At 66.1% G+C, this 21,834-nt stretch carries 17 protein-coding genes and 2 tRNA genes; 2 read left to right on the top strand and 17 right to left on the bottom strand.

The window, feature by feature from the left end:
* Positions 1–143 precede the first annotated feature (143 nt).
* Positions 144–506 carry a hypothetical protein gene (locus tag JQ592_RS07065; RefSeq protein ID WP_211402160.1) on the bottom strand — a complete coding sequence of 121 codons (363 nt, stop codon included), beginning with the start codon at positions 504–506 and terminating at the stop codon, positions 144–146.
* A 138-nt stretch (positions 507–644) separates the two neighbouring features.
* Here JQ592_RS07065 and JQ592_RS07060 point away from each other — a divergent pair.
* Positions 645–732, top strand: a tRNA-Val gene (locus tag JQ592_RS07060).
* Between the two features lie 4 nt (positions 733–736).
* Here the strand turns inward: JQ592_RS07060 and JQ592_RS07055 are convergent.
* Positions 737–2,554 carry a caspase family protein gene (locus tag JQ592_RS07055; RefSeq protein ID WP_211402159.1) on the bottom strand — a complete coding sequence of 606 codons (1,818 nt, stop codon included), beginning with the start codon at positions 2,552–2,554 and terminating at the stop codon, positions 737–739.
* A 235-nt stretch (positions 2,555–2,789) separates the two neighbouring features.
* On the opposite strand from JQ592_RS07055, the gene JQ592_RS07050 reads away from it, so the two are divergent.
* Positions 2,790–3,650, top strand: coding sequence for a class I SAM-dependent methyltransferase (locus JQ592_RS07050; protein ID WP_211402158.1), 861 nt, complete (start codon positions 2,790–2,792; stop codon positions 3,648–3,650).
* Positions 3,651–3,893: 243 nt separating this feature from the next.
* Here the strand turns inward: JQ592_RS07050 and JQ592_RS07045 are convergent, their stop codons facing one another.
* The 15 genes from JQ592_RS07045 to JQ592_RS06975 form a co-directional block, all read right to left on the bottom strand.
* Complete coding sequence (locus JQ592_RS07045) at positions 3,894–4,877, bottom strand: cation diffusion facilitator family transporter (protein WP_211402157.1); 984 nt, start codon at positions 4,875–4,877, stop codon at positions 3,894–3,896.
* Between the two features lie 2 nt (positions 4,878–4,879).
* Positions 4,880–8,092, bottom strand: a complete 3,213-nt coding sequence (gene ihpC, locus JQ592_RS07040; RefSeq protein WP_211402156.1) for a divalent metal ion exporter subunit IhpC — start codon at positions 8,090–8,092, stop codon at positions 4,880–4,882.
* Entirely contained in the window at positions 8,085–9,062 is a 978-nt protein-coding gene (gene ihpB / locus JQ592_RS07035; RefSeq protein ID WP_211402155.1) for a divalent metal ion exporter adaptor subunit IhpB, read from the bottom strand. The genes ihpC and ihpB overlap by 8 nt, the downstream gene beginning before the upstream one ends.
* The gene (ihpA, locus tag JQ592_RS07030) at positions 9,059–10,333 is read right to left on the bottom strand and encodes a divalent metal ion exporter subunit IhpA (RefSeq protein ID WP_211402154.1); all 1,275 of its coding nucleotides are present in this window, start codon (positions 10,331–10,333) and stop codon (positions 9,059–9,061) included. The genes ihpB and ihpA overlap by 4 nt, the downstream gene beginning before the upstream one ends.
* Positions 10,334–10,388: 55 nt before the next feature.
* The gene (locus JQ592_RS07025) at positions 10,389–10,754 is read right to left on the bottom strand and encodes a hypothetical protein (RefSeq protein ID WP_211402153.1); all 366 of its coding nucleotides are present in this window, start codon (positions 10,752–10,754) and stop codon (positions 10,389–10,391) included.
* 143 nt (positions 10,755–10,897) lie between these two features.
* Positions 10,898–14,056 (bottom strand): efflux RND transporter permease subunit, encoded by a 3,159-nt coding sequence (locus JQ592_RS07020; protein ID WP_211402152.1) that lies wholly within the window; start codon positions 14,054–14,056, stop codon positions 10,898–10,900.
* Positions 14,053–15,528 (bottom strand): efflux RND transporter periplasmic adaptor subunit, encoded by a 1,476-nt coding sequence (locus tag JQ592_RS07015; RefSeq protein ID WP_211402151.1) that lies wholly within the window; start codon positions 15,526–15,528, stop codon positions 14,053–14,055. The genes JQ592_RS07020 and JQ592_RS07015 overlap by 4 nt, the downstream gene beginning before the upstream one ends.
* Entirely contained in the window at positions 15,525–15,923 is a 399-nt protein-coding gene (locus tag JQ592_RS07010; RefSeq protein ID WP_211402150.1) for a FixH family protein, read from the bottom strand. Before JQ592_RS07010 ends, JQ592_RS07015 begins: the two co-directional genes overlap by 4 nt.
* Positions 15,924–16,043: 120 nt before the next feature.
* Positions 16,044–16,406: a hypothetical protein gene (locus tag JQ592_RS07005; RefSeq protein WP_211402149.1), complete on the bottom strand. Its 363-nt coding sequence runs from the start codon at positions 16,404–16,406 to the stop codon at positions 16,044–16,046.
* Positions 16,407–16,607: 201 nt separating this feature from the next.
* Complete coding sequence (gene pepT / locus JQ592_RS07000; protein ID WP_211402148.1) at positions 16,608–17,858, bottom strand: peptidase T; 1,251 nt, start codon at positions 17,856–17,858, stop codon at positions 16,608–16,610.
* A 215-nt stretch (positions 17,859–18,073) separates the two neighbouring features.
* Complete coding sequence (locus JQ592_RS06995; RefSeq protein ID WP_211402147.1) at positions 18,074–18,403, bottom strand: HU family DNA-binding protein; 330 nt, start codon at positions 18,401–18,403, stop codon at positions 18,074–18,076.
* Positions 18,404–18,600: 197 nt separating this feature from the next.
* Positions 18,601–18,677: transfer RNA gene (locus tag JQ592_RS06990), tRNA-Asp, on the bottom strand.
* A 160-nt stretch (positions 18,678–18,837) separates the two neighbouring features.
* Positions 18,838–19,041 carry a hypothetical protein gene (locus tag JQ592_RS06985; RefSeq protein ID WP_211402146.1) on the bottom strand — a complete coding sequence of 68 codons (204 nt, stop codon included), beginning with the start codon at positions 19,039–19,041 and terminating at the stop codon, positions 18,838–18,840.
* Positions 19,042–19,184: 143 nt separating this feature from the next.
* On the bottom strand, positions 19,185–20,480 hold the full coding sequence (locus JQ592_RS06980; protein ID WP_211402145.1) for a spinster family MFS transporter: 1,296 nt from the start codon (positions 20,478–20,480) through the stop codon (positions 19,185–19,187).
* 60 nt (positions 20,481–20,540) lie between these two features.
* Positions 20,541–21,731: an aromatic ring-hydroxylating dioxygenase subunit alpha gene (locus tag JQ592_RS06975; RefSeq protein ID WP_211402144.1), complete on the bottom strand. Its 1,191-nt coding sequence runs from the start codon at positions 21,729–21,731 to the stop codon at positions 20,541–20,543.
* Positions 21,732–21,834 lie beyond the last annotated feature (103 nt).

Here is a 21,834-nt window from a genome sequence, read left to right as displayed (position 1 = left end):
GTTTTCAGACCGAACACGAGCAGCCCCGCGACGAGCCCGCTGCGGGGGAATTCACTTTCGTAAGCGCATTTCGCGTCGTTTGACCGAGGAGGCGGCAATCGTGCTTGCCGCCGCTGTGCAGTGCCTCGGCCTGGAGTTCCACGTCAGGCCGTCTTGGTGAACATCGTCAGGACGCCGTCGGTGATGTTGATCGCGACGACTTGTGACGAGCTCAAGCCCTTGGCCTTGAGCACGGAGGCGGCCTGCGGTGTGGCGTCGATGGACTGCCGGAGCGACTGGATGTCTTGGTCGCTTGTGTGCGCCACGAGTTCATCGACCTTCGCGCGCACGGCCGGCTGCAATTCCTTGACGTCCACAACCTGTATGCTCCGGATTACCGTGCTGGACTGAGCGGACGGGGACTCCGCGCCGGGTTGCGACGATGCGCCCTGTGCCTGCACGAGGGCCGGTGTTCCGAGGGAGAGAGCTGCAACGATGACGGATGCCGTGAAGCTGCGCATGGTCATGCCTTTCCGGTTTGAGGAACGGCGAACCTATCGAGGAAATCTGGTTGGCATCTGATTCCGATGTGGCCGTTCGGTGAAACCAATGCGGCCGTAGTGTGCACAGGTAGACGCGCTGCGCAGGCTCCGGTGATGTCTACGGCAAGGGGTTAGCTCAGCTGGTTCGAGCATCTCGTTGACATCGAGAGGGTCGCGCTTCGAATCCGTAGTCCGAACGGCTTCCCTTGCCGCAGTCAGTTGCAGACCTCGATGGCCGTTCCCCAGCTGCCCCCCTTGTAACCTGCAGTGGGGCTGCCCGACTCCAGCTTGCAGCCCGGCCGGACAGGCCGGCAGCCTGCGGCGCCGCAAAACATTTGCCCGCTCGACTTTGCTTGCGGTTTCGCAGGCGATGACTCGACTTGTTTCCGCTCCTCGTCCCGAGCTTTGGGCTGGTCGCGTGTCGCGACCGGCTTCTTGTCCTGCACCTTCTCGCATTCGTTGTCATCATTGACGCGGTAGCCGGCGCGGCAGGCGATCTTCACGCAGGCGTCGCCGTCCGCCTTGAAGCCGCGGTCGCAAACCAGCGGGCAGACGCGGCCCGGCTTGGCCTTGATCGCATCGAGCGCCTCGAAGCTCGCGAGCTTGGCGTCGAACTTCGTGCCGGCATACTTGTTGAACAGCGTCAGCGAGCGTTGTGACGGGGCGCTCCAATCGCCGTCCGCCGAGGCTGTCAGGCAGCCGACACGGCGCAGCTCCGACTGCACCAGCTTCGTGATCTCCTGCGGCGACATCGCCGGCGGGGTTGAAGAGGGGGCCACGGCCGCGACTTTCTGCTCCGCATCGGCGGCGGCCTTCTCGCTCGCGAGCTTCTCGGCCAGCGCCTTCTCGGCGGCAAGCTTGTCGGCGAGCGCCTTTGCCGCTGCGGCCTCGGCGTCCTTCCGCCGTTGCTCCGCTGCGGCCGCCTTGGCTTCCTCGACCTGCTTGGCCTTCTCGGCGGCAAGACGCTTGTCCTCGGCCGCCCTGGCTGCGGCGGCCGCCTTGTCCTGCTCGGCCTTGTTGGCGCGCTCGGCGGCGAGCCGGGACTTCTCCTCTTCCGCCTGCCGAGCTTTGTCTGCGGTCGCCGCGCGGGTTTCTTCGGCGCCGATCTTGTTCAACTGGCCTTTGGCGAGATCGGCATAGAAGCCGCTCGGAAAGCGGTTGAGGAACGCTGTCCATCCGTCGCGCGTACCGAGCTGAAGCGCCAGCTCGTAGTCGCGCCGGATCTCGCTGTCGGGGTTTGCCTGAGGGCCGGCCGCGATCGGCTTTGCCGCAACCAGCGGGACGTCGTCGCCGCCGAGCGAGCCGTAAACATAGGGCTCCTGCTTGTAGCCGGTGTTCTTGAGAACGTCGTCGCGGACGAAGCCGAACGCCTTGCGCAGGTCGAGCCCGGGCGTGGGGAGGCGTTCGACCAGCGCTGCGGCAAACGGGCTGTTCTTGGAGTCTCCGTCAGAGGCGGTGGAGCCGGCCTTTGCCGCGAAGGCGATCATGGTGTTTGGACTGGTCGGCTCGACCTTGGCGAGGCCGCGGCCGATGGCGCGCGCGGCGACGGTACGCTTCATCGTCTTGGCGAACGGGTTGTCGCGGCAGGCGTCCAGGATAACGAGGCGGAGCTGCTTGGCGGGCTCGATGGCGAACAACACCCGGTCGAGCGGAAAAGCCTCGTCGAAGACGTCAGTGTCGGTTTCGAGCGCTGCGTCGGTGGGGATGAGATAGTTGTTGCCGTCCAGCTCGATGCCGTGGCCGGCATAGTAGATGACGGCGACGTCCGCCTCGCGCGCCTTGCTGCCGAACTCGCGCAGCGCCTTGCGCATGTCGACGACGCTAAGGTCGAGTTTGACATCCACGGTGTCGAATCCGGCCTTCCTAAACATGCCGCCCACCAGCGAGGCGTCGTTGACCGGGTTGGTCAACTTCGGCACGCTCTTGTACGCAGAATTGCCGATCACCAGCGCAACGCGCTTCTCGGCGTGGGCCGATCCGCAGCCAAAGCATAATGCGGTCAATAAAAACAGAAAAATCCGAATCGCGCCCATTGCAGCCCCAAATCGCAATGTGACCAGAATAGTCGCAGAGTGCCATCAAGGCAAAAACCTCTATGTGACGAACGTCACAGGCGGCCGCGCGGGTGTAGCCGGAGTGCCGCCAGCCACTGGCGTTGGTTCCGGAAAGAGTGCGCCAAGCATCCCGACGTGATATCGCCGCTGTGCCGGTGCATGCGGTTGGACCGCGGTGCGGGTATCGCGCGGACGAGAACGACCGGGGACAGTCATGCAACAGCCAAGCGGAAACGAGCAAAACGCCGACCAGATCGCCTACTGGAACGGGCCCAGCGGACAGCGCTGGGCCGATCGCCATGCGGTGCAGGAGAAGCTCCTCGGGCCGATCGCCGATGTGCTGTTCGACCGCGCTAAGCCGAGGCCAGGCGAGCGCGTGATCGATGTCGGCTGCGGCTCCGGTGCGACGACGGTGGCGTTCGCGAAGGCGGTCGCGCCGAATGGTTTGGCGCTCGGGCTCGATGTGTCCGAACCGATGCTGTCGCAGGCGCGGACGCTGGCGCCAAAGGGCCTGCCGCTCGATTTCGTGCTGGCGGATGCGACGGTGCATCCGTTCGAGCCGGCGAGCTTTGACCTCCTGGCCTCGCGCTTCGGCGTCATGTTCTTTGCCGATCCCGTCGCGTCCTTCGCCAATCTCCGCCGTGCGCTGAAGCCCACCGGGCGGCTCGCCTTCGTCTGCTGGCGCGAGCCGAAGGAAAATCCCTGGATGATGGCGCCGCTGATGGCGGTCTACAAGCACGTGCCGAAGATGCCGCCGGTCGGGCCGGAGGAGCCGGGCCCGTTCGCCTTTGCTTCAGAGGAGCGCGTGATGCGCATCCTGAAAGGCGCCGGCTTCGTCGACGTCGCAATGGAGCCGCACAATCTGGCGATGGACATCGCGATCGGCGGCGGCCTCGATGCCGCCGTCGACGGCTCGCTCCAGATCGGCCCGGCCAGCCGCGCGCTGCAGGGCCATCCGCCGGAGACCTATGAGGCCGCGAAGGTCTCGATCCGCGAGATGCTCGCGCCGTTCCTCAAGGGGCAGAGCGTGGCGCTGCAGGGTGCGATCTGGATCGTGACGGCGAAGGCGGGGTAGGGCGCTACTCGACGTCGTTGTGGCCCAAGTCGCTGCCAAACACTCGGTGTCGTCCCGGCCTAGTGCGCAATTGCGCACGGGGGCCGGGACCCATAACCACAGGGAGTGGTTGTGGCGCGAGGCTGGCAACTCCGAGTCTTCGACAAACTTCATCCTGTGGTTATGGGTCCCGGATCTGCGCGCGCTTTGGGCGCGCTTGTCCGGGACGACATCGGAGATTGAGGCTGCGGTGCAAACGACACCTCACACCACATCATCCGGCACCAGCGCGCAGCCGTTGTCCGGATGCGTCTCGACCTGGAGCGTGGTGTGGCCGATGCGGAAGGATGCTTTGAGCATCCGCGCGGTCTCCATCAGGAATGCGTCGCCGGCCCCGTCGGGCATGACGAGATGGCAGGTCAGCGCCGTCTCGGTGGTCGAAATCGGCCAGACGTGGAGATCGTGGATCGCGGACACGCCGGGGCGCGCCAGCAGGAGCGCCCTGATCGCGGCGAGGTCGGTGCCCTTGGGGGCGGCCGCCATCGACATGTCGATGGAGCCGCGCAAGAGGCTGGTCGTACTCCAGAGGATGGTGGCGCAGATGACGAGGCTGGTGACGGGATCGAGCCAGAGCCAGCCGGTCCAGACGATCAGCGCGGCCGAGACGACGACGCCGAGCGAGACGGCGGCATCCGCCGCCATGTGCAAATACGCGCCTTCGATGTTGATGTCGTCCTTGCGTCCGCGCGCGAACAGCATGGCGGTGAAACCGTTGATGAGGATGCCGATGCCGGCGACCACCATCACGGTGACGCCCGCGATCGGCTCCGGCTCGCGCAGGCGCAGGATCGCTTCCCAGCCGATCGCGCCGGTCGCGACCAGCAGCAAGACGGCGTTGGCCAGCGCCGCCAGGATGGTGGAGGCACGCAGGCCGTAGGTGAAGCGGCCGCTCGGCGCGCGCCGCGCCGCGATCGATGCGCCCCAGGCGACGACGAGGCCGAGCACGTCGGAAAGATTATGGCCGGCATCCGCGAGCAGGGCGGTGGAGTTGCCGATATAGCCATAGACCGCCTCGGCCACGACCAGCGCGGTGTTGAGGGTAATGCCGATCGCGAAGGCCGGGCCGAAATTGGCAGGCGGATGGACATGCGCGTGGCCAAGACCATGATCGTGACCGTGGTCGTGCCCATGGCCATGAGCATGCGAATGGCCGGCATGGTCATGGCCGTGATGGTCGTGGCTGCCCAAATCTAGCGCTCCCCGGACGCCGCCAAATCGGGCACCATTCTAGGCGTTTCGCGCGCCCCGTCACGCCGGAACAGCACGTAGAGCGCCGGCAGCACCAGCAGCGTCAGCATGGTCGAGGAGATGATGCCGCCGATCACCACGGTTGCGAGCGGCCGCTGCACCTCGGCGCCGGCGCCGGTGGCGAGTGCCATCGGCACGAAGCCGAGCGAGGCGACGAGGGCCGTCATCAGCACCGGGCGAAGGCGCGTCAGCGCGCCCTCGCGCACCGCCTCCACAATGGGCCGCCCCTCGCTGCGCAGCCGCTCGATGAAGGCGATGATGACGAGGCCGTTGAGCACGGCGACGCCCGACAGCGCGATGAAGCCGACGCCGGCACTGATCGACAACGGAATCCCGCGCAGCAGCAGCGCCGCAACGCCCCCGGTCAGCGCCAGCGGCACGCCGGAGAACACCAGCGCCGCATCCGCTGCCGATCCCATGCCCATGAACAGCAGCAGGAACACCAGCAGCAGCGCCACCGGCACCACGATGGTCAGCCGCTTCGTGGCGGAGACCAGCTGCTCGAACTGGCCGCCCCAGCCGATCCAGTAGCCCGGCGGCAGCTTGACCTTCTCCCCGACGGCGGCTTGCGTCTCGGCGACGAAGGAGCGCAAATCGCGCCCGCGAACGTTGGCCATCACCACGACGCGGCGCTTGCCGTTCTCGCGGCTGATCTGGTTGGGGCCCGGCGCGATCTCGATCGCCGCGACCGAGGAGAGCGGCACGTAGCGCGGCGTTGTCCCCGATGTCCCCGGCCAGGCGGTTTTCGTGACGGCCGCAACGTCCTCGCCCGGCGGCAGCGGGATCGGCAGCGACTTGATCGTATCGGGGTTGGCACGCAGGCTTTCCGGCAGCCGCACCACGATGTCGAAGCGCCGATCGCCCTCGAACAGCTTGCCGACCGGCTTGCCGCCGATCGCGATCTCGACGAGGTTTTGCACCTCGCTCAGGCTGAGGCCATAGCGCGACAGCGCTTGGCGGTCGAGCTTGACGGTGAGGATCGGCAGGCCCGCGATCTGCTCGGTCTTGACGTCCGCGGCGCCCTCGATGCCGCGAACGACGCCGTTGACCTGCTGGGCAATGCCGGCGAGCACATCGAGATCGTCGCCGAAGATCTTGACGCCGACGTCGCTGCGGATGCCGGCGATGAGTTCGTTGAAGCGCATCTGGATCGGCTGGGTCATGCCGTAGGCGGTGCCGGGCAGGGTGTTGGCGGCGCGCTCGATCTTCTCGATCACCTCACTCTTCGGCTTGGCGGGATCGGGCCATTCCTCGCGCGGCTTGAGCGTGACATAGGTGTCGGCGACGTTCGGCGGCATCGGATCGTTGGCGATCTCGGCGGTGCCGACCTTGGAGAAGATGGTCGCGACCTCCGGCACCTGCCTGACCGCCTTCTCCAGCCGAAGCTGCATGTCGACGCTCTGGGTCAGGCTGGTGCCGGGAATGCGAATGGTCTCGATGGTGATGTCGCCTTCATCCAGGCTCGGGATGAATTCGCCGCCCATGCGTGTCGCGGCAAAGATGGAGCCGGCGACGATCAGCACGGCGCCGAGCGCGACGCTGCCGCGATAGTGGATGGCGCGGTCGAGCAGCGGCACGTAGAACCGCTTGGCCGCCCGCATGAAGACGTTTTCCGTCTCGGAGACCTTGCCTGTGACAAAGATCGCAACCGCAGCCGGTACGAAGGTGATCGACAAAAGCGCTGCGCCGGCAAGCGCCATCAGCACCGTCAGCGCCATCGGCGTGAACATCTTGCCCTCGGTTCCGGTCAGGGTGAGGACCGGAAGATAGACCACGGCGATGATCAGCGTTCCGAATAGGCTCGGCTTGATCACCTCACTGCTCGCGGCCCGGATGGTCTGCAGGCGTTCGTCCAGCGTCAGCAGCCGCCCGCGGCGGTGCTGCTCGGCGGCGAGCAGCCGCAGGCAGTTCTCGACGATGATGACCGCGCCGTCGACGATGATGCCGAAATCGATTGCGCCCAGACTCATCAGATTGGCGCTGACCTTGCTCTCGACCATGCCCGTGATCGTGAACAGCATGGAGAGCGGGATGACGCAGGCGGTGATCAGCGCGGCGCGGATGTTGCCGAGGATCAGGAACAGCACCGCGATCACCAGCGCCGCACCCTCGACGAGGTTCTTCTCGACGGTCTGGATGGTGGCTTCCACCAGGTTCGTGCGGTCGTAGACGGCGCGCGCGATGACGCCATCGGGCAGCGATTTCGCGATCTCCGTGAGTCTCGCCTTCACGCGCTGGGCCACCGTGCGGCTGTTCTCGCCGATCAGCAGCATGGCGGTGCCGAGCACGGTCTCACCGCCGTTCGTGGTCGCAGCGCCTGAACGCAGGTCCTGGCCTTCCTGGACGTCGGCGACGTCGCGGATGCGCACCGGCACGCCGCCGCGCGAGCCGATCACGATGTCCCTGATGTCCTCGATATTGGCGACCTGGCCGGGAGCGCGGACCAGATATTGCTCGCCGTTGCGCTCGATATAGCCGGCGCCGACATTGGCGTTGTTGGCGGCCAGCGCCGTCATGATGTCGCGGAAGCCGAGCTTGTAGGCCATCAGCCGGCCGGGGATCGGCAGCACATGGAATTGCCGCTCATAGCCGCCGATCGAGTTGACCTCGACCACGCCGGGAATGGTGCGCAGCTGCGGCTTGATGATCCAGTCTTGGATCGTGCGCAGCTCCGTCGGGGTGAACTCGGCGCCCGTCGGCGACTTCGCGCCGGCCTTGGCCTCGACGGAGTAGACATAGATCTCGCCGAGCCCGGTCGAGATCGGCCCCATCGCGACATCGGTGCCTGCAGGCAGCTGGTCCTTCGCCTGCTGGATGCGTTCGTTCACGAGCTGGCGCGCGAAGTAGATGTCGGTGCCGTCCTGGAACACGACGGTGATCTGGCTCAGGCCGTATCGCGAGATCGAGCGGGTGTAGTCGAGCCTGGGCAGGCCGCCCATTGCGGTCTCGAGCGGGAAGGTGATGCGCTGCTCGGCTTCGAGCGGCGACAGGCCAGGCGCGCGCGTGTTGATCTGGACCTGGACGTTGGTGACGTCGGGGACGGCGTCGATCGGCAGCCGCGTGAAATTCCAGGCCCCAAAGGCGCCGGCGGCGAGTGCGAGCAGCACCACGAGCCAACGTTGACGAACGGAGAAGGCGAGGAGGGCGTCAATCATGATCGGCATCTCCCTTGCCCATCTCCGCCTTGACCACAAAGCTGTTCTCGGCGACGTAGCGCTCACCGGCCGAAAGGCCGGCGCGAATCTCGACGAATTTCGGATCGGCATCGCCAAGCTCCACGGGACGCGCCTCGATCTTGTCGCCGTCCTCGCGGACGAACACGATGGTCTTGTTCTCCAGCGTCTGGATCGCGCTTCGCCGCACGGCGACCGCGACGTTGCGGGCGGCGAGGATCAGCCGTGCGGTGACGAACAGGCCGGGGCGCAGGCGGCCGTCGGGGTTGGGCAGCACCACGCGCGCGAGCGCGGTCTGGGTCTCGCTCGAGCCGATCGGCGCCATGTAGGAGATCGTGCCCTTGATCTCGCCGCGGCCGTCGTCGGGATCGATCAGGACCTCGTCGTTGAGACGGACGCGTTTGAGGTCCTGCCGGTAGATCGACAGATCGACCCAGATGGTGGAGAGGTCGGCGACGACGAAAGCCGGCTTCTGCTCGGAGGCGTATTCGCCGAGCGAGATCCGCCGCTCGATGATGGTGCCGGCGAGCGGCGCCTTCAGCTCGTAGACGGTGAGGCTCTGGTTGCTCTCGATCGCGGCGAGCAGATCGTCCTTGGCGACCTTGTCACCGATCCGCTTCTGGATCGATTTTGCAATGCCGGGGAAGCGGGGTGTGACCTGGACGACCGCCTCCTGGTTGGCGCGCAGGATGCCGTTGAACGACAGTGTGTCGGTCAGCGTGGCACCCGCGGCCTCTTCCAGCGTCACGCCGGCGGCGGCCAGCTTGACGTCGGAGATGCGGATGCGGTCGGCGCCGTGCTCGTCCTGCTCGACGTGGTCGTTGGGTTTCTCCGGCTTCTTCTTCGCGGCATGCTCGGTTGACGCAACCTTGGCTGGCGCAAGCATGGAATAGCCATAGGCGCCGAGCGCGGCCGCAATGACGGCGACGATGATGGTGGAGGATGTCTTCATCGTGCGCTCTCCCGGGCCAGCGCAAAGGGATTGCCGACGAGGCCTTCGATGGTGGCAACGCCGGCATGGAAATTCTGCAGCGCCTCCTGCTCGCGCAGCCGGGCCTGGGTGACGCTGGCCTGAGCGTCGAGCACTTCGAGCAGGGTGAAGCGGCCCTGACCGTAGCCTTGCGAGATCGCCTCGGACGCTTCGACGGCCTTGGGGATCGCGGTCTCGCGCAGCACGGAGAGCTCGCGCAGCGAGCCCTGCAGCGAGTCATAGGCGCGGCCGGCGATCACGATCAGCGTGTTGCGGTTGGCTTCGCGCTCGGCTTTGGTCTTGGCGAGGCTCTCCTGCGCCGAGAGGATGTTGCCCTGGTTCTGGTCGAACACGGGGATCGGCACCGAGACGGTGAGGCGCACCGCATCGTCATTGCTCTCGTTGAAATGACGCCAGCCGGCGGCGATCCGCACGTCCGGATAGGGTTTGAGCCGCGCGATCAGCAGCTCGGCATTGCGCTGGGCAAAGACGGCGGTCCAGCGCACCAGTTGCGGATTGGCGTCGATGGCCGCGACCACCGACTGGAATGTCGGCGGGCGTCCCGTGGTGTCGAGCCGGCCGGAGACCTCGCCGAATTTCGCCCCGGGATCGCCCATCAGCACCGCAAGCTCGCGCCTGGCGCTCGCCAGCGTCGCCTTGAGGCGCTCGCGGTCGGCCTTCACCAGCGCGGAGGCGACCTCGGCGCGGCCGGTCTCGGCCGGCGAGGAGGCGCCGGCCTCGACGCGGCGGCGCAGCAGCGGCGTCAACTGGTCGATCGCGGCAATCTGCTCGTCGAGGATCTGGATGCGCCGCTGCGCACCGAGCACGCTGAGGAAGGCGATCGCGGTCTCCGACAGCACCTCCAGCCTGACCGCCTTGCGCTGGATCGCGGCGACCTCGATGCCGGCGGCGCCTGCGGCAATGCGCGCCTCGCGCTTGCCGAACAGCTCGAAGGCCTGGCTGATCTGGAGCGTCGTCTCGGCCGATTTGGTGCCGCGATAGATTCCGGAGCCGAACGAATTGTCCTGCTCGTACGACAGTTCCGGATTGAACAGCGCGCCGGCCTGGATGCGCTGACCCGTGGCGATGCCGACGTCGCGCTCCGCCGCCGTCAGGCGCGGGCTCGCCGCCAGCGCGCGCGAGAGTGCCGCACGCATGGTCAGGGTCTGGGCGTGCGAGGTCGGCACCAGCGATGGGCTGATGAGAATAGCCAGCGCGCACGCGATGCGCGCAGCCGTTCGTCTGCAAGGCATGAAAAGGACCCGTGAAGGAGAACCGATGGGCGCGCGCAACGCCCGGCTGATCCGTTCAGGTCAGGTGTTTTGGAGGCGGGGAGTCCGTGTCGGGCGCGATGCCGGCAAGCGCCTTCTGCCGCTGCTGGACCGGCGGGGCCATCACATCGGTCGCGGCGTCCGAGAGCACCGGCTGCAGGACGGCGACCGAGAAGCAGCCGTGGCAGTGATGACCGGCAAGCGCCTTGTGGTCGCCATGGCCGGCCGGGCCGTCGTCGAGGATCGAGGCGATCTCCGAGCCGCCGGACGGGCTCGTCACATCGATGTCGTGGGCGCCATGGAGCGCGCCCGAGAGTAGATACATGACCGCGACGACCACAGCCACGAGCCCGCGCCAATTGCGCGCGTCGCTCAGTCTGAAGGGCCGGCGGTTCAACACCACGAATTCACTCTCGCTGTCAGTCCGGCTGGCCTAGCATGGCAGCGTGAACAGTGTCGACCCGCAATAGTGTTACGTGTGGGGAACTCAACGTCGCAGGCGCACCCGTCTCGTGCGACCGCGACCGGCTCGCAACATGTGCGAGCTCATTCGGCGGCCTCCCGAACTTGGTCAGATGCGACAACCTCGTCGCCCGAACGCAGCCCAAATCCCTTCACCAGCCCGAAAATCGCGGGGATCACGATCAGCGTCAGCAGCGTCGACGAGATCATGCCGCCGATCATGGGCACGGCGATGCGCTGCATGATCTCCGATCCCGTTCCGCTGCTCCACATGATCGGCAGCAGGCCGGCCATGATCGCAACCACCGTCATCATCTTCGGGCGGACGCGCTCGACGGCGCCTTCCATGATGGCCTTGTCGAGATCTTCGCGGGTCAGGGCGCGGCCAGCAGCTGCGCAGCGCGCTTCGGTTTCGGCAAGGGCGTGGTTGAGATAGATCAGCATCACCACGCCGGTTTCGGCCGCCACGCCCGCGAGCGCGATGAAGCCGACGGCGACCGCGACCGAGAGGTTGAAGCCGAGCCACCACATCAGCCACAAGCCACCGACGAGCGCGAAGGGCAGGGACAGCATCACGATCATGGTCTCGGTGATCGAGCGGAAGTTGAGGTAGAGCAGCAGGAAGATGATCAGCAGCGTCACCGGCACCACGATCTTCAGCCGCGCGGTGGCACGTTCCAGATATTCGTATTGTCCGCTCCAGACCACGTAGTAGCCGGGCGGGAACGGGATGCTCGCCTGCACCGCGGCCCGCGCATCGGCGACATAGCCGCCGAGGTCGCGGTCGCGGATGTCGACATAGATGTAGGTGGCGAGCTGCCCGTTCTCGGTCCGGATCGAGGTCGGCCCGCGCGCCGGCGTGATGCTGGCGACCTCGCCGAGCGGGACGGCGCCGCCGCCCGGCATCGGCACCAGGATGTCGCTGGCGATCGCCTTCGGATTGTCGCGCAGGTCGCGCGGGTAGCGCATGTTGACGGTGAAGCGCTGCCGGCCCTCGACCGTCGTCGTCACGGCCTGGCCGCCGAGCGCGGTGGCGATCGTGTCCTGCACGTCCTGCACCATGATGCCGTAGCGCGACAGCGCCTCGCGGTCCGGCGTGATCTCGAGATAGTAGCCGCCGAGGCTCCGCTCGGCATAGGCCGAGGACGTGCCAGGCACGGCCTTGAGCACCTGCTCGATCTGCCGGGCGAGCTTGTCGATCCCGACGAGATCGGTGCCGATGACCTTGACGCCCACGGGCGTGCGGATGCCGGTCGAGAGCATGTCGATGCGGGCCTTGATCGGCATGGTCCAGGCGTTGGAGACGCCGGGAAACTGCAGCGCCTTGTCCATCTCGGCGATCAGGCTGTCGATGGTCACGCCGGCGCGCCATTGCTCCTTCGGCTTGAGGTCGACGATGGTCTCGAACATCTCCGACGGCGCCGGATCGGTCGCGGTGGCGGCGCGGCCGGCCTTGCCGTAGACCGAGGCGACTTCCGGAAACGAGCGGATGATCCGGTTCTGGGTCTGCATCAGCTCGGCGGCCTTGGTCACGGAAATGCCGGGCAAAGTCGTCGGCATGTAGAGCAGGGTGCCTTCGTTGAGGTTCGGCATGAACTCGGAGCCGAGCCGGCCGGCCGGCCAGATCGAGGCGGCGAGCACGCCGAGTGCGAGCAGGATCACCGGGATCCTGGCGCGCAGCACGCCTGAGATCACCGGCCGGTAGATCCAGATCAGGAAGCGGTTGATCGGGTTCCTGTGCTCCGGGATGATTTTGCCGCGGACGAAGATCACCATCAGCGCCGGCACCAGCGTCACCGACAGCAAGGCTGCCGCCGCCATCGCGAAGGTCTTGGTGAAGGCGAGCGGGCTGAACAGCCGGCCCTCCTGCGATTCCAGCGTGAAGATCGGCATGAACGAGACGGTGATGATCAGGAGGCTGAAGAACAGCGCCGGTCCGACCTCGGCGGCGGCCTCGATCAGGATCGCGACCCTGGATTGGCCGGGCTCTGCGCGCTCGAGATGCTTGTGCGCGTTCTCGATCATGACGATGGCGGCGTCGATCATGGCGCCGATCGCGATCGCGATGCCGCCGAGGCTCATGATGTTGGAGCCGATCCCGAGCAGCTTCATGGCACCGAAGGCCATGAGAACGCCGACGGGGAGCATCAGGATGGCGACCAGCGCGCTGCGGACATGCAGCAGGAACACGATGCAGACCAGCGCCACCACGATGCTCTCCTCGAGCAGCGTGTGCCGTAGCGTGTCGATCGCGGCCTTGATGAGATTGGAGCGGTCGTAGACCGGGACGATCTCGACCGATTTCGGCAGGCTGGTCGCGATCTCCTTGAACCGCTTCTTGACGTTCTCGATCACGTCGAGTGCGTTCATGCCGAAGCGCTGCAGCACGATGCCGCTCGCCACCTCGCCTTCGCCGTTGAGCTCGGCGATGCCGCGCCGCTCGTCCGGCCCGAGCTCGACGCGGGCGACGTCGCGCAGCTTGACCGGCGTTCCATTGTCGGTCTTCAGCACGATGTTGCCGAGATCGTCGACGCTTTTCAGATAGCCCTTGCCGCGGATGACATATTCGAACTCGGACAGCTCTACGGTACGTCCCCCGACGTCGGCATTGCTGGCGCGGATGGCCTCGCGCATCTTCTGCATGGTGATGCCGAGGTCACGCATGCGCTGCGGATCGAGGATGACGTTGTACTGCCGGACGAAGCCGCCGATGCTCGCGATCTCCGCGACGCCTTCCGCCCTGGCGAGCGCGAACTTCAGATTCCAGTCCTGGATCGTCCGGGTTTCCGCGAGGTTCAGCTCCTTGGACATCACGGCATATTGGTAGACCCAGCCGACGCCGGTGGCGTCGGGGCCGATCGTCGGCGTGACGCCGGCGGGCAGCCGGGAGGCGGCACCGTTGAGGAATTCGAGCACGCGCGAGCGGGCCCAGTAGATGTCGGTGCCGTCTTCGAAGATGACGTAGACGAAGGAGACGCCGAAGAAGGAGAAGCCGCGCACCACTTTCGACTTCGGCACCGTCAGCATCGCCGTAGTGAGTGGATAGGTGACCTGGTCCTCGATCACCTGGGGCGCCTGTCCCTGATATTCGGTGTAGACGATGACCTGGGTGTCGGAGAGGTCAGGGATGGCGTCCAGCGGCAGATGCAGTAGGGCATAGAGGCCGGCGGCGGCGGCGAAGCCGGTGCCGAACAGCACCAGCAGCAGGTTGCGGGCCGACCAGGCGATGATGCGCGCGATCATGGCTTGCCTCCCATGGCGTGGCCGGCGTGCGCGTCAGCGCCTTGGGTGTTGGTGCCTTGGTTCGTACCTTGGGCGTTGCCGCCTTCGGCGAGCCCCTTGAGGGCCGCCTTGAGGTTGCTCTCGGCGTCGATCAGGAAGTTGGCGGAGGTGACGATGGCATCGCCCTCGGCGAGGCCGTCGCGGATTTCGACATAGCCGTCGCCGCGCCGTCCGAGCTTGACCTCACGTGGTTCGAAGCGGCCCTGTCCCTTGTCGACCAGGACGGCCTGGCGGCTGCCGGTGTCGAGCACCGCGCTTTCGGCGACGCTGAGCACCGGCGTCGGATTGCCGGTATCGATCTCGGCATCGACATACATGTCGGGAAGCAGCGCAAGATCGGCGTTGGCGAGTTCGATCCGCAGCCGCGCCGTGCGCGTCTCCTTGTTCAGCTGCGGGTAGATGACGCTGATGCGGCCCTTAAAATCCCGGCCGGGATAGCTGCGCGCGCGCACCGTCACGGGCTGGTCGACCGCAATGCCGCCGAGGTCGCGCTCGGCGACGTCGACGGTGGCCCACACCAGCGAGATGTCGGCGATACGGAACAGGATGTCGCCCGGCTGGGCGCGCATGCCGTCGATGGCGCTCCGCTGGAGCACGATTCCGTCACGCGGCGACGACCACTGGATGGTGATCGGGACCGAATGGCTCTTCTCCATCTCGGCGATGACGGGTTCGGGGACGTCGAGGTTGACCAGCCGCTGCCGCGAGCCGCGGCCGTAGGGCTCGATGCCCGCGGTGGTCTTCGAGGTGATGGTCGCGAGATATTCGGCCGCCGCGGACGACACCGCGGGGCTGTAGATCTCCATCAGCGGCTGGCCCTTGGTCACGCGGCTTGCGGTGGTGACGTCGGCAACCTTCTGCACGTAGCTCTCGGCCCGCATGGCGATCACCGAGACCCGGCGCTCGTCGAGCTGGATCGTGCCGGGCGCGCGCACCAGTGTCCGCAGCCGGCGCAGCTCGGCCGGCTCCGATTTGACCCCGCTGCGCTGGATCTTGCCGGGCGACAGTTTTACCGAGCCGTCGTCGCTGTCGTCGCCGTCATAGACGGGGATGTAGTCCATCCCCATCGAATCCTTCTTCGGCACCGGCGAGGTGTCGGGCAGGCCCATCGGGTTGCGGTAATATTTGATCTTGCGATCGCCCTTGTGCGCCCCCCCGTGCTCGGCCGCGCTCATCGTCGCCGGCTGCTCGGAGGCATCGGACGGCGCCGGCACGGCGACATAGTCGCGGCCGTCGTCGGTCTTCTTCGGCGTCGGCGAATAGAGCGGCTTGCCGTCCGGGTCCTGGTAATAGAGCGGGGCCGGCGCATCCGCCGCATTGGCGGCGGACAGGACTGGATCGCCGTTCGGCGGCAACCGGCTGCCGGCGAACAGCGCGACGCCTGCCGCTGCGACAAGCGCAGCGGCAGTGCCGATGAGGCGGCTCCTGCTCATTGCTCGGCCGTGACGACGAGCTTGTTGTCGACCGTGCCGCTTTCGCCCTGCACCTTGGCGCCGAGCGAAAGCTGCCAGCGTCCGGCCATGCCGAAGGTGGCCTTGAAACGGTAGGTGCCGGGCTCGCTGCCCGGCATCGGCGTGACCTTGGTGGCCATCTCCTGCATGCCGTCGGGCGCCATGTCGAGCCGGTTGGCGAACACCACGGCATCGGGCACCGCCTTGCCGGTGGTCTTGTCGACCAGCCGCACCGTCACGACGCGATCGGCGCCGGCCTTGACGGTCGGCTGCACCAGCTGGAATTCGTAGTTCTTGATCTCGGCGCGCGCGGCAGTCGCGAACGTGGTGGCGATCAGCGCGGCCATGGCGGCACGCGCGAGGTTGGTCGTTGTCATGATTTCAATGCCTCGATGGGTCTGATGGAGCCGCACGCAACGACGTGATGTTTTGCGAGACGGCAGGCAGCGATGCGCGCCGGTTGCGGCGCGCATGTTCACCAGGCGCCTGGGCGCCTGTCAGACGATCGATCGAGGTGGGTGGTCCGGAGGCGGGCGGACGAGGCCGTCGACGATGGCATCATCGAGCGGCCGAAGCAGAGCGAGGGGACGCGCATAGCGGATTGCGGTCGCGACCGCTGGTCCCGCCTGCAACACCTTCAGCACGCACATCGCGAGGAGGGGACAGTCCTGGCAGCCGCTCTGCTTCTGCTCCTCTTCCGGACAGCAGGGCATATCGGCCGCCATGTCCGCCATCTGCATCATGCGCGTATCGGAGGAGGCGGGGCCTGACGCGGCCGCCGGGGCGACCAAGGGCGCCACCGCTAATCCGATCGAGATCAGCGATGCAAAGAGCAAGCGGAGGAGGCGCGCCGTCGTCATCGGGGCGATATTCCCACGGGTGGCTCGGACGAGGAAGGTCCCCGTCATTCACTTCTTTGCCAAGCTTAACGGCCCGGCAACCCGCGCGTGTTGATCAATGACAAATGGACCATTTTTCTCGCGCCGGAGTCGCATGAACGACCGGAACTATCTTTCCGGACGGGACCGGGACAGCCGCTTCAGGCTGTTCCGGATCAAGACCTACGCCTTCTCCTCCCAGATCATGGCCAGGTGGACGATGGTCTGCACCGCCTTCTCCATGTCCTGCCGGCTGACCCATTCGAGGCGCGAGTGGAAGGCGTGCTCGCCGGCGAAGATGTTGGGGCAGGGCAGGCCCATGAAGGACAGGCGCGAGCCGTCGGTGCCGCCGCGGATGGCGGTGCGCATCGGGCGCAGGCCGGCCCGGCGGATCGCCTCGATCGCGTATTCGAGCACATGCGGGTGACGGTCGATCACCTGCTTCATGTTGCGGTACTGCTCCCTGACCTCGAAAGTGTAGGTCGAGCGCGGATAGTCCTTCATCACGTCCTTGACGATATCCTCGAGCAGCGCCTCCTTCTCCTTCAGCCCTTCCTCGGTGAAGTCGCGGACGATGAAGGAGAGCGTCGCCTGCTCCAGCGCGCCGTCGATGCCGATCGGATGCAGAAAGCCCTGCTTGCCTGAGGTGGTCTCGGGCGAGCAGCCTTCCTTCGGCAGACGCTCGACGATGGCGGCCGCGATCTTGATCGCGTGCTCCATCTTGCCCTTGGCATAGCCGGGATGGGCGCTGACGCCGTTGATGGTGATGGTGGCGCCGTCGGCCGAGAAGGTCTCGTCCTCGACGCAGCCGGCACTCTCGCCGTCCATGGTGTAGGCGAAGTCGGCCCCCAGCTTCTTCAGGTCGACATTGTCGACGCCGCGGCCGATCTCCTCGTCCGTCGTGAACAGGATCTTGATGGTGCCGTGCTTCACATCGGGATTGTTGATGAAGAAATGCGCGGCATCCATGATCTCGGCGACGCCGGCCTTGTTGTCGGCACCCAGCAGCGTGGTGCCGTCGGTGGTGATGATGTCGTTGCCGATCTGGTTCTTCAGCGCCGGATGCTCGGCGAAGCGGATCACCTGGCTGGTGTCGCCCGGCAGCACGATATCGCCGCCGCGATAGTTCGTCACCATCTGCGGCTTGACGTCCTTGCCGGTGACGTCGGGCGAGGTGTCCATGTGCGAGCAGAAGCAGATCACCGGCACCTTCTTGTCGGTGTTGGCCGGGATGGTGCCGTAGACATAGCCGTAATCGTCGAGATGGGCGTCAGCGACGCCCATGGCCTTCAGCTCGGCGGCGAGCACGCGGCCGAGATCCTTCTGCTTCTCGGTCGAGGGCGAGCTGGGGGATTCCGGATCGGACTGGGTGTCGATGGTGACGTAGCGCAGGAAGCGCTCGGTCACGGTATGCGAAAAGGTGAGGGAGGACATTTCTGGTCAAACCGCCGGGGCTTGTGGGAGCAGGTCTTGGGGAAGCAGGCGGTATATCAGAAAAGCGGGCCGCGATGCGGCCGGAACGACGTACGATCAGGCTTAATGAAACGTAGCGGCCAGAGCGTTTTCGAGCGAAGTGGGCACCGGTTCGCGTAAAGAAAACGCGTCAAAACAAGAATCTGGAGCCAGTTCCGATGCAATCGGAACGGGCTCTAGATCGCCTCTTTGAGTTCCTTGACCGGGCGGAACGCGACCTTCTTGCTCGCCTTGATGTGAATGGCTTCGCCGGTGGCCGGATTGCGGCCGGTGCGGGCGGCGCGCTTGCGGACCTGGAGGATGCCGAGCCCGACGATGCGGACGCGGTCGCCCTTCTTCAGGTGCTTGGTGATCAGATCGACCATGTCCGTGAGGACGGCCTCGGCGTGCTTCTTGGAAAGGTCCTGGCTCTCCGCGATATCGGCGGCGAGGTGCTTGAGCGTGATGGTGGCGGGAGCGGCTGCCTTCTTCGCCGAATCCTTCTTAGCCGAATCCTTCTTAGCCATCTCTGGCCTCCTCAATGACAGGGAAGCCCCGGAAAAGCCGGGAAAGCGTGGGGATCCCTTCTTAAGTCCTGGAAGGCGTAGACGATTCGGACGCGGGCTGACTATGCCACCGGTTCCCGACGGGCGCCGGCAATGGCCCGCACAGCCGCGAAAGGCGTCGAGAAGTTCGGGCTAAGGCTATGAAGGGATTGCCAAAATGGCGCGAGAGACGGGGCTCGAACCCGCGACCTCCGGCGTGACAGGCCGGCGCTCTAACCAACTGAGCTACTCCCGCGTGGCTCGCTGAACGCGCGCGGAACGAGGGGGGACTTAAAGGCGGGGCTTGGTGAAGTCAAGGACGTTGCGCTTCGCCAGCGCATCTCGGCTAAGCATTGCTTTGGAAAACGAAAAAGGCCGCCCGGCGGCGGCCTCTTGTCAACCCGAAGCCGGGCTTATCAGCGAATCTCGGACGTGCCCGCGCTGGTAACCGCCACCGGCTTGCCGGCCTTGATCACCTGGGTCGACTGGGCGGTCTGGCCATAATCGGCGTTGGTACGGGCCGCAATCCCGAAACCGGCCACTGCAATGCCGGCCACCAGCGCCACCACCACGATCTTCAGGTGGGTCGCACGATCAGCAGAGTGAATTGAGTGGTTCATATGAGCCTCCCGACGGGCTTTGCCGCCGTCTATGGGCTCATCTTCTAAGGACCATCTGTTTCCGGATCGTTTCGCGGGTTCCGCAAAATGGTTTCATCCGGCCGCCCGGCTGATTTCGCCGGGCGGTGGCGCGGAGGCGGCTTTCAGGCCGCGGCCCGGCCGATATCGTTCCGGATCGAGCGGGCGGCCCAGACGAACAGCAGGGCGCCGAGCGTGGTCGTGATCGCCGCCGAGAGCAGGGAATAGCGCACCGCTTCCGCGCCATAACTGCCCTTCAGGGCATCGTTGACCATGCCCACGGCGAGCGGGCCGACGCCCTGGCCGAAGCAGGTGGCGGTCAGCGCGATCAGGGCGGAGGCGAGCGCGCGCATGCTGGGCTTGGCCACGGTCTGCGCGATCGCGAAGATCGGGCCGAGATGGAAGCCGACCATGAACGAGGTCAGCGCCAGCATCGCCACCATCATCGCGAAATCCTGCGTCAGCATGCACAGCGCGAACACCGGTCCAGCGAGGCCTGAGGTGATCGCGGGCGCCCACAGCTTCCAGCGGTCGTCGCGGCGGCTGATCTGCGCGACCACGAAGCCGCCGAGCAGGGTGCCGGCCATGCCGGCGAGGCCCTTGAAGGTGCCGGCATAGGTGCCGATCTCGGCGCTCGACAGATGGTGCACGCGGGCCAGGAACGGCGGGATCCAGGCCGCGGTCGCATAATTGGTGTAGGTGGTGAGGCAGAAGCCGATCAGGACGATGATGAAGCTTTGCTGCGAGGCCAGGAAGCGCAGCGTCGGCCCCAGCGGCTCTGGCACAAAATTCTCCTGCATGGCGCCGCGCTTCGGCTCGGAGATCGTCAGCCACAGGATGGCCGCGAGCAGGATGCCGGGCAGGCCGGCGACGTAAAAGGCCATCCGCCAGCCATAGTGCTGGTTGACGTAGCCGCCGACGAAATAGCCGAGGAAGACGCCGAGATAGGTGCCGATGGCGTAGATGCCGAGCGCCCGCGGGCGCTCGTTCTTGGCGAAGAGATCGGCGACGATCGACTGCGAGGCCGGGGAGCCAGCGGATTCACCGATGCCGACACCGATGCGTGCCAGCGCCAGCGAGGTCAGGCTGGTGGCCACACCGCACAGCGCCGTCATCGCGCTCCAGAACGCGAAGGCGACGGCAACGATGTTGCGCCGGTTGAGCCGGTCGGCGACCCGCGCGATGGGGATGCCGAGCAGGGAATAGAACAGCGCGAAGCCGAAGCCTGCGAGCAGGCCCATCATGGTGTCGCTGAGCTGAAATTCCTTCTTGATCGGCTCGATCAGCACGTTGAAGATCGTGCGGTCGAGGAAATTCAGCGCGTAGATGATGGTGAGCAGCCCCAGCACGTAGTAGCGCCGCGCCGAGGGCTTGGCCGCGGCAGCCGTTTGCACCGACATCTGTGACGTCACATCGACCATCGCTTCCCCCAATTTGTCTTTGTTATCGTTGTCGGTCCAGCTCCGATTGGAGCTGGCAGGTCAGCCTTCGCGGATGTAATTCCCCGCTTCGAATGCGACCGGCGGCGCGCTTGCATCAAAGGAGACGCCGATCGGATCGCGGCCCGCGGCGAGTGCATCGAGCTGGTCGCTCAGCATGCGCCGGATCATCAGGATGCCGCGGTCGCTCTGGCCGAAATGCTCCTCGGAATGCACCGTCACCTCGCCCTGGCCGACCTGGGCCTCATAGTCGCCCGGGAATTGCTGGTGCTCTTGCTCGGTCATGTCCCACCAGAACTTTCCGTTGAACTTCGAGCGCATGCGGCTGATCTCGCCAGGTGCCTTGACGCGGCCGGCGACATAGATGCGGAACGACGTATCGTCGATCGGCAGTACCCAGCCAATGGATTCGACGCGGGCGAACTGCGCGACGCGCGGGTTCGGCACCACGCGCAGCGTCGGCAGCGCCGCCTCGCTGACGCGATAAAACACCTTGCCGTCGTCCTGCTTGCGCTCGGAGCGCACGAGGACGCCGCGCGGCGATTTCTCGAACTTCACCTCCGGGATCGACGCCATCATGTTGGTGAATTGCGGACCCGAGAACGAGCCGTGCAGCACCGGCACGTGGTAGGGGTCGACCACGTTCTCGAAATGCTGGAGCCAGTTGCAGGGGATGATCGCCGGACCGCCGCCGCCGATCGAGGAATCGTCGGCCTCGACCAGCTCGCCGTCGTCCATCTTTTCCAGGCACTCATAGTGCGGCAGCACCGGGCGTTTCTCGGCCGGGCCCATATAGGCGAAGATCAGCCCGTAGCGCTCCTCGACCGGATACCAGGGCTGGCGCACCTTGTCCTTGAACTGGCCGCCATCGGGCTCGCAGGGCTGCTCCAGGCAATGGCCTTCGGTGTCGAACTTCCAGCCGTGATAGCAGCAGCGGATGCCGTCCTCCTCGACCTTGCCGTAGTAGAGCGTGGTGCCGCGGTGGCAGCAGCGCGCGTGCAACAGGCCGGCGCGCCCATGCTTGTCGCGGAACAGCACCAGGTCCTCGCCCAGCGCGCGCACTTTCTTCGGCGTGTCGGTGGCGTCACTGATGAGCCCGACCGGATGCCAGTAGCGGCGCAGCAGTTCGCCCATCGGCGTGCCGCGCACGACCGAGGTGAGCTCGGTGCGCGTGTGCGCCGGCTTCATCGCATAGGCCGTGCCGAGATCGCGATCCCGCTGGGTGATGGTCATGCCGGTCCTCCCGCTCTCGGCCGTGCTGGCCGGGGCCTTTTTGATGTCTTGGAAGCAGTGAAAGATAATTCGATGACATTGTCAACGATCTTCTAAATGCCTC

This window comes from Bradyrhizobium iriomotense, assembly GCF_018129405.1.
Lineage (GTDB): Bacteria > Pseudomonadota > Alphaproteobacteria > Rhizobiales > Xanthobacteraceae > Bradyrhizobium > Bradyrhizobium iriomotense_B.
The sequence above is the reverse complement of the archived record's forward strand: the minus strand, read 5'-3'. Positions and strand labels throughout refer to the sequence as shown.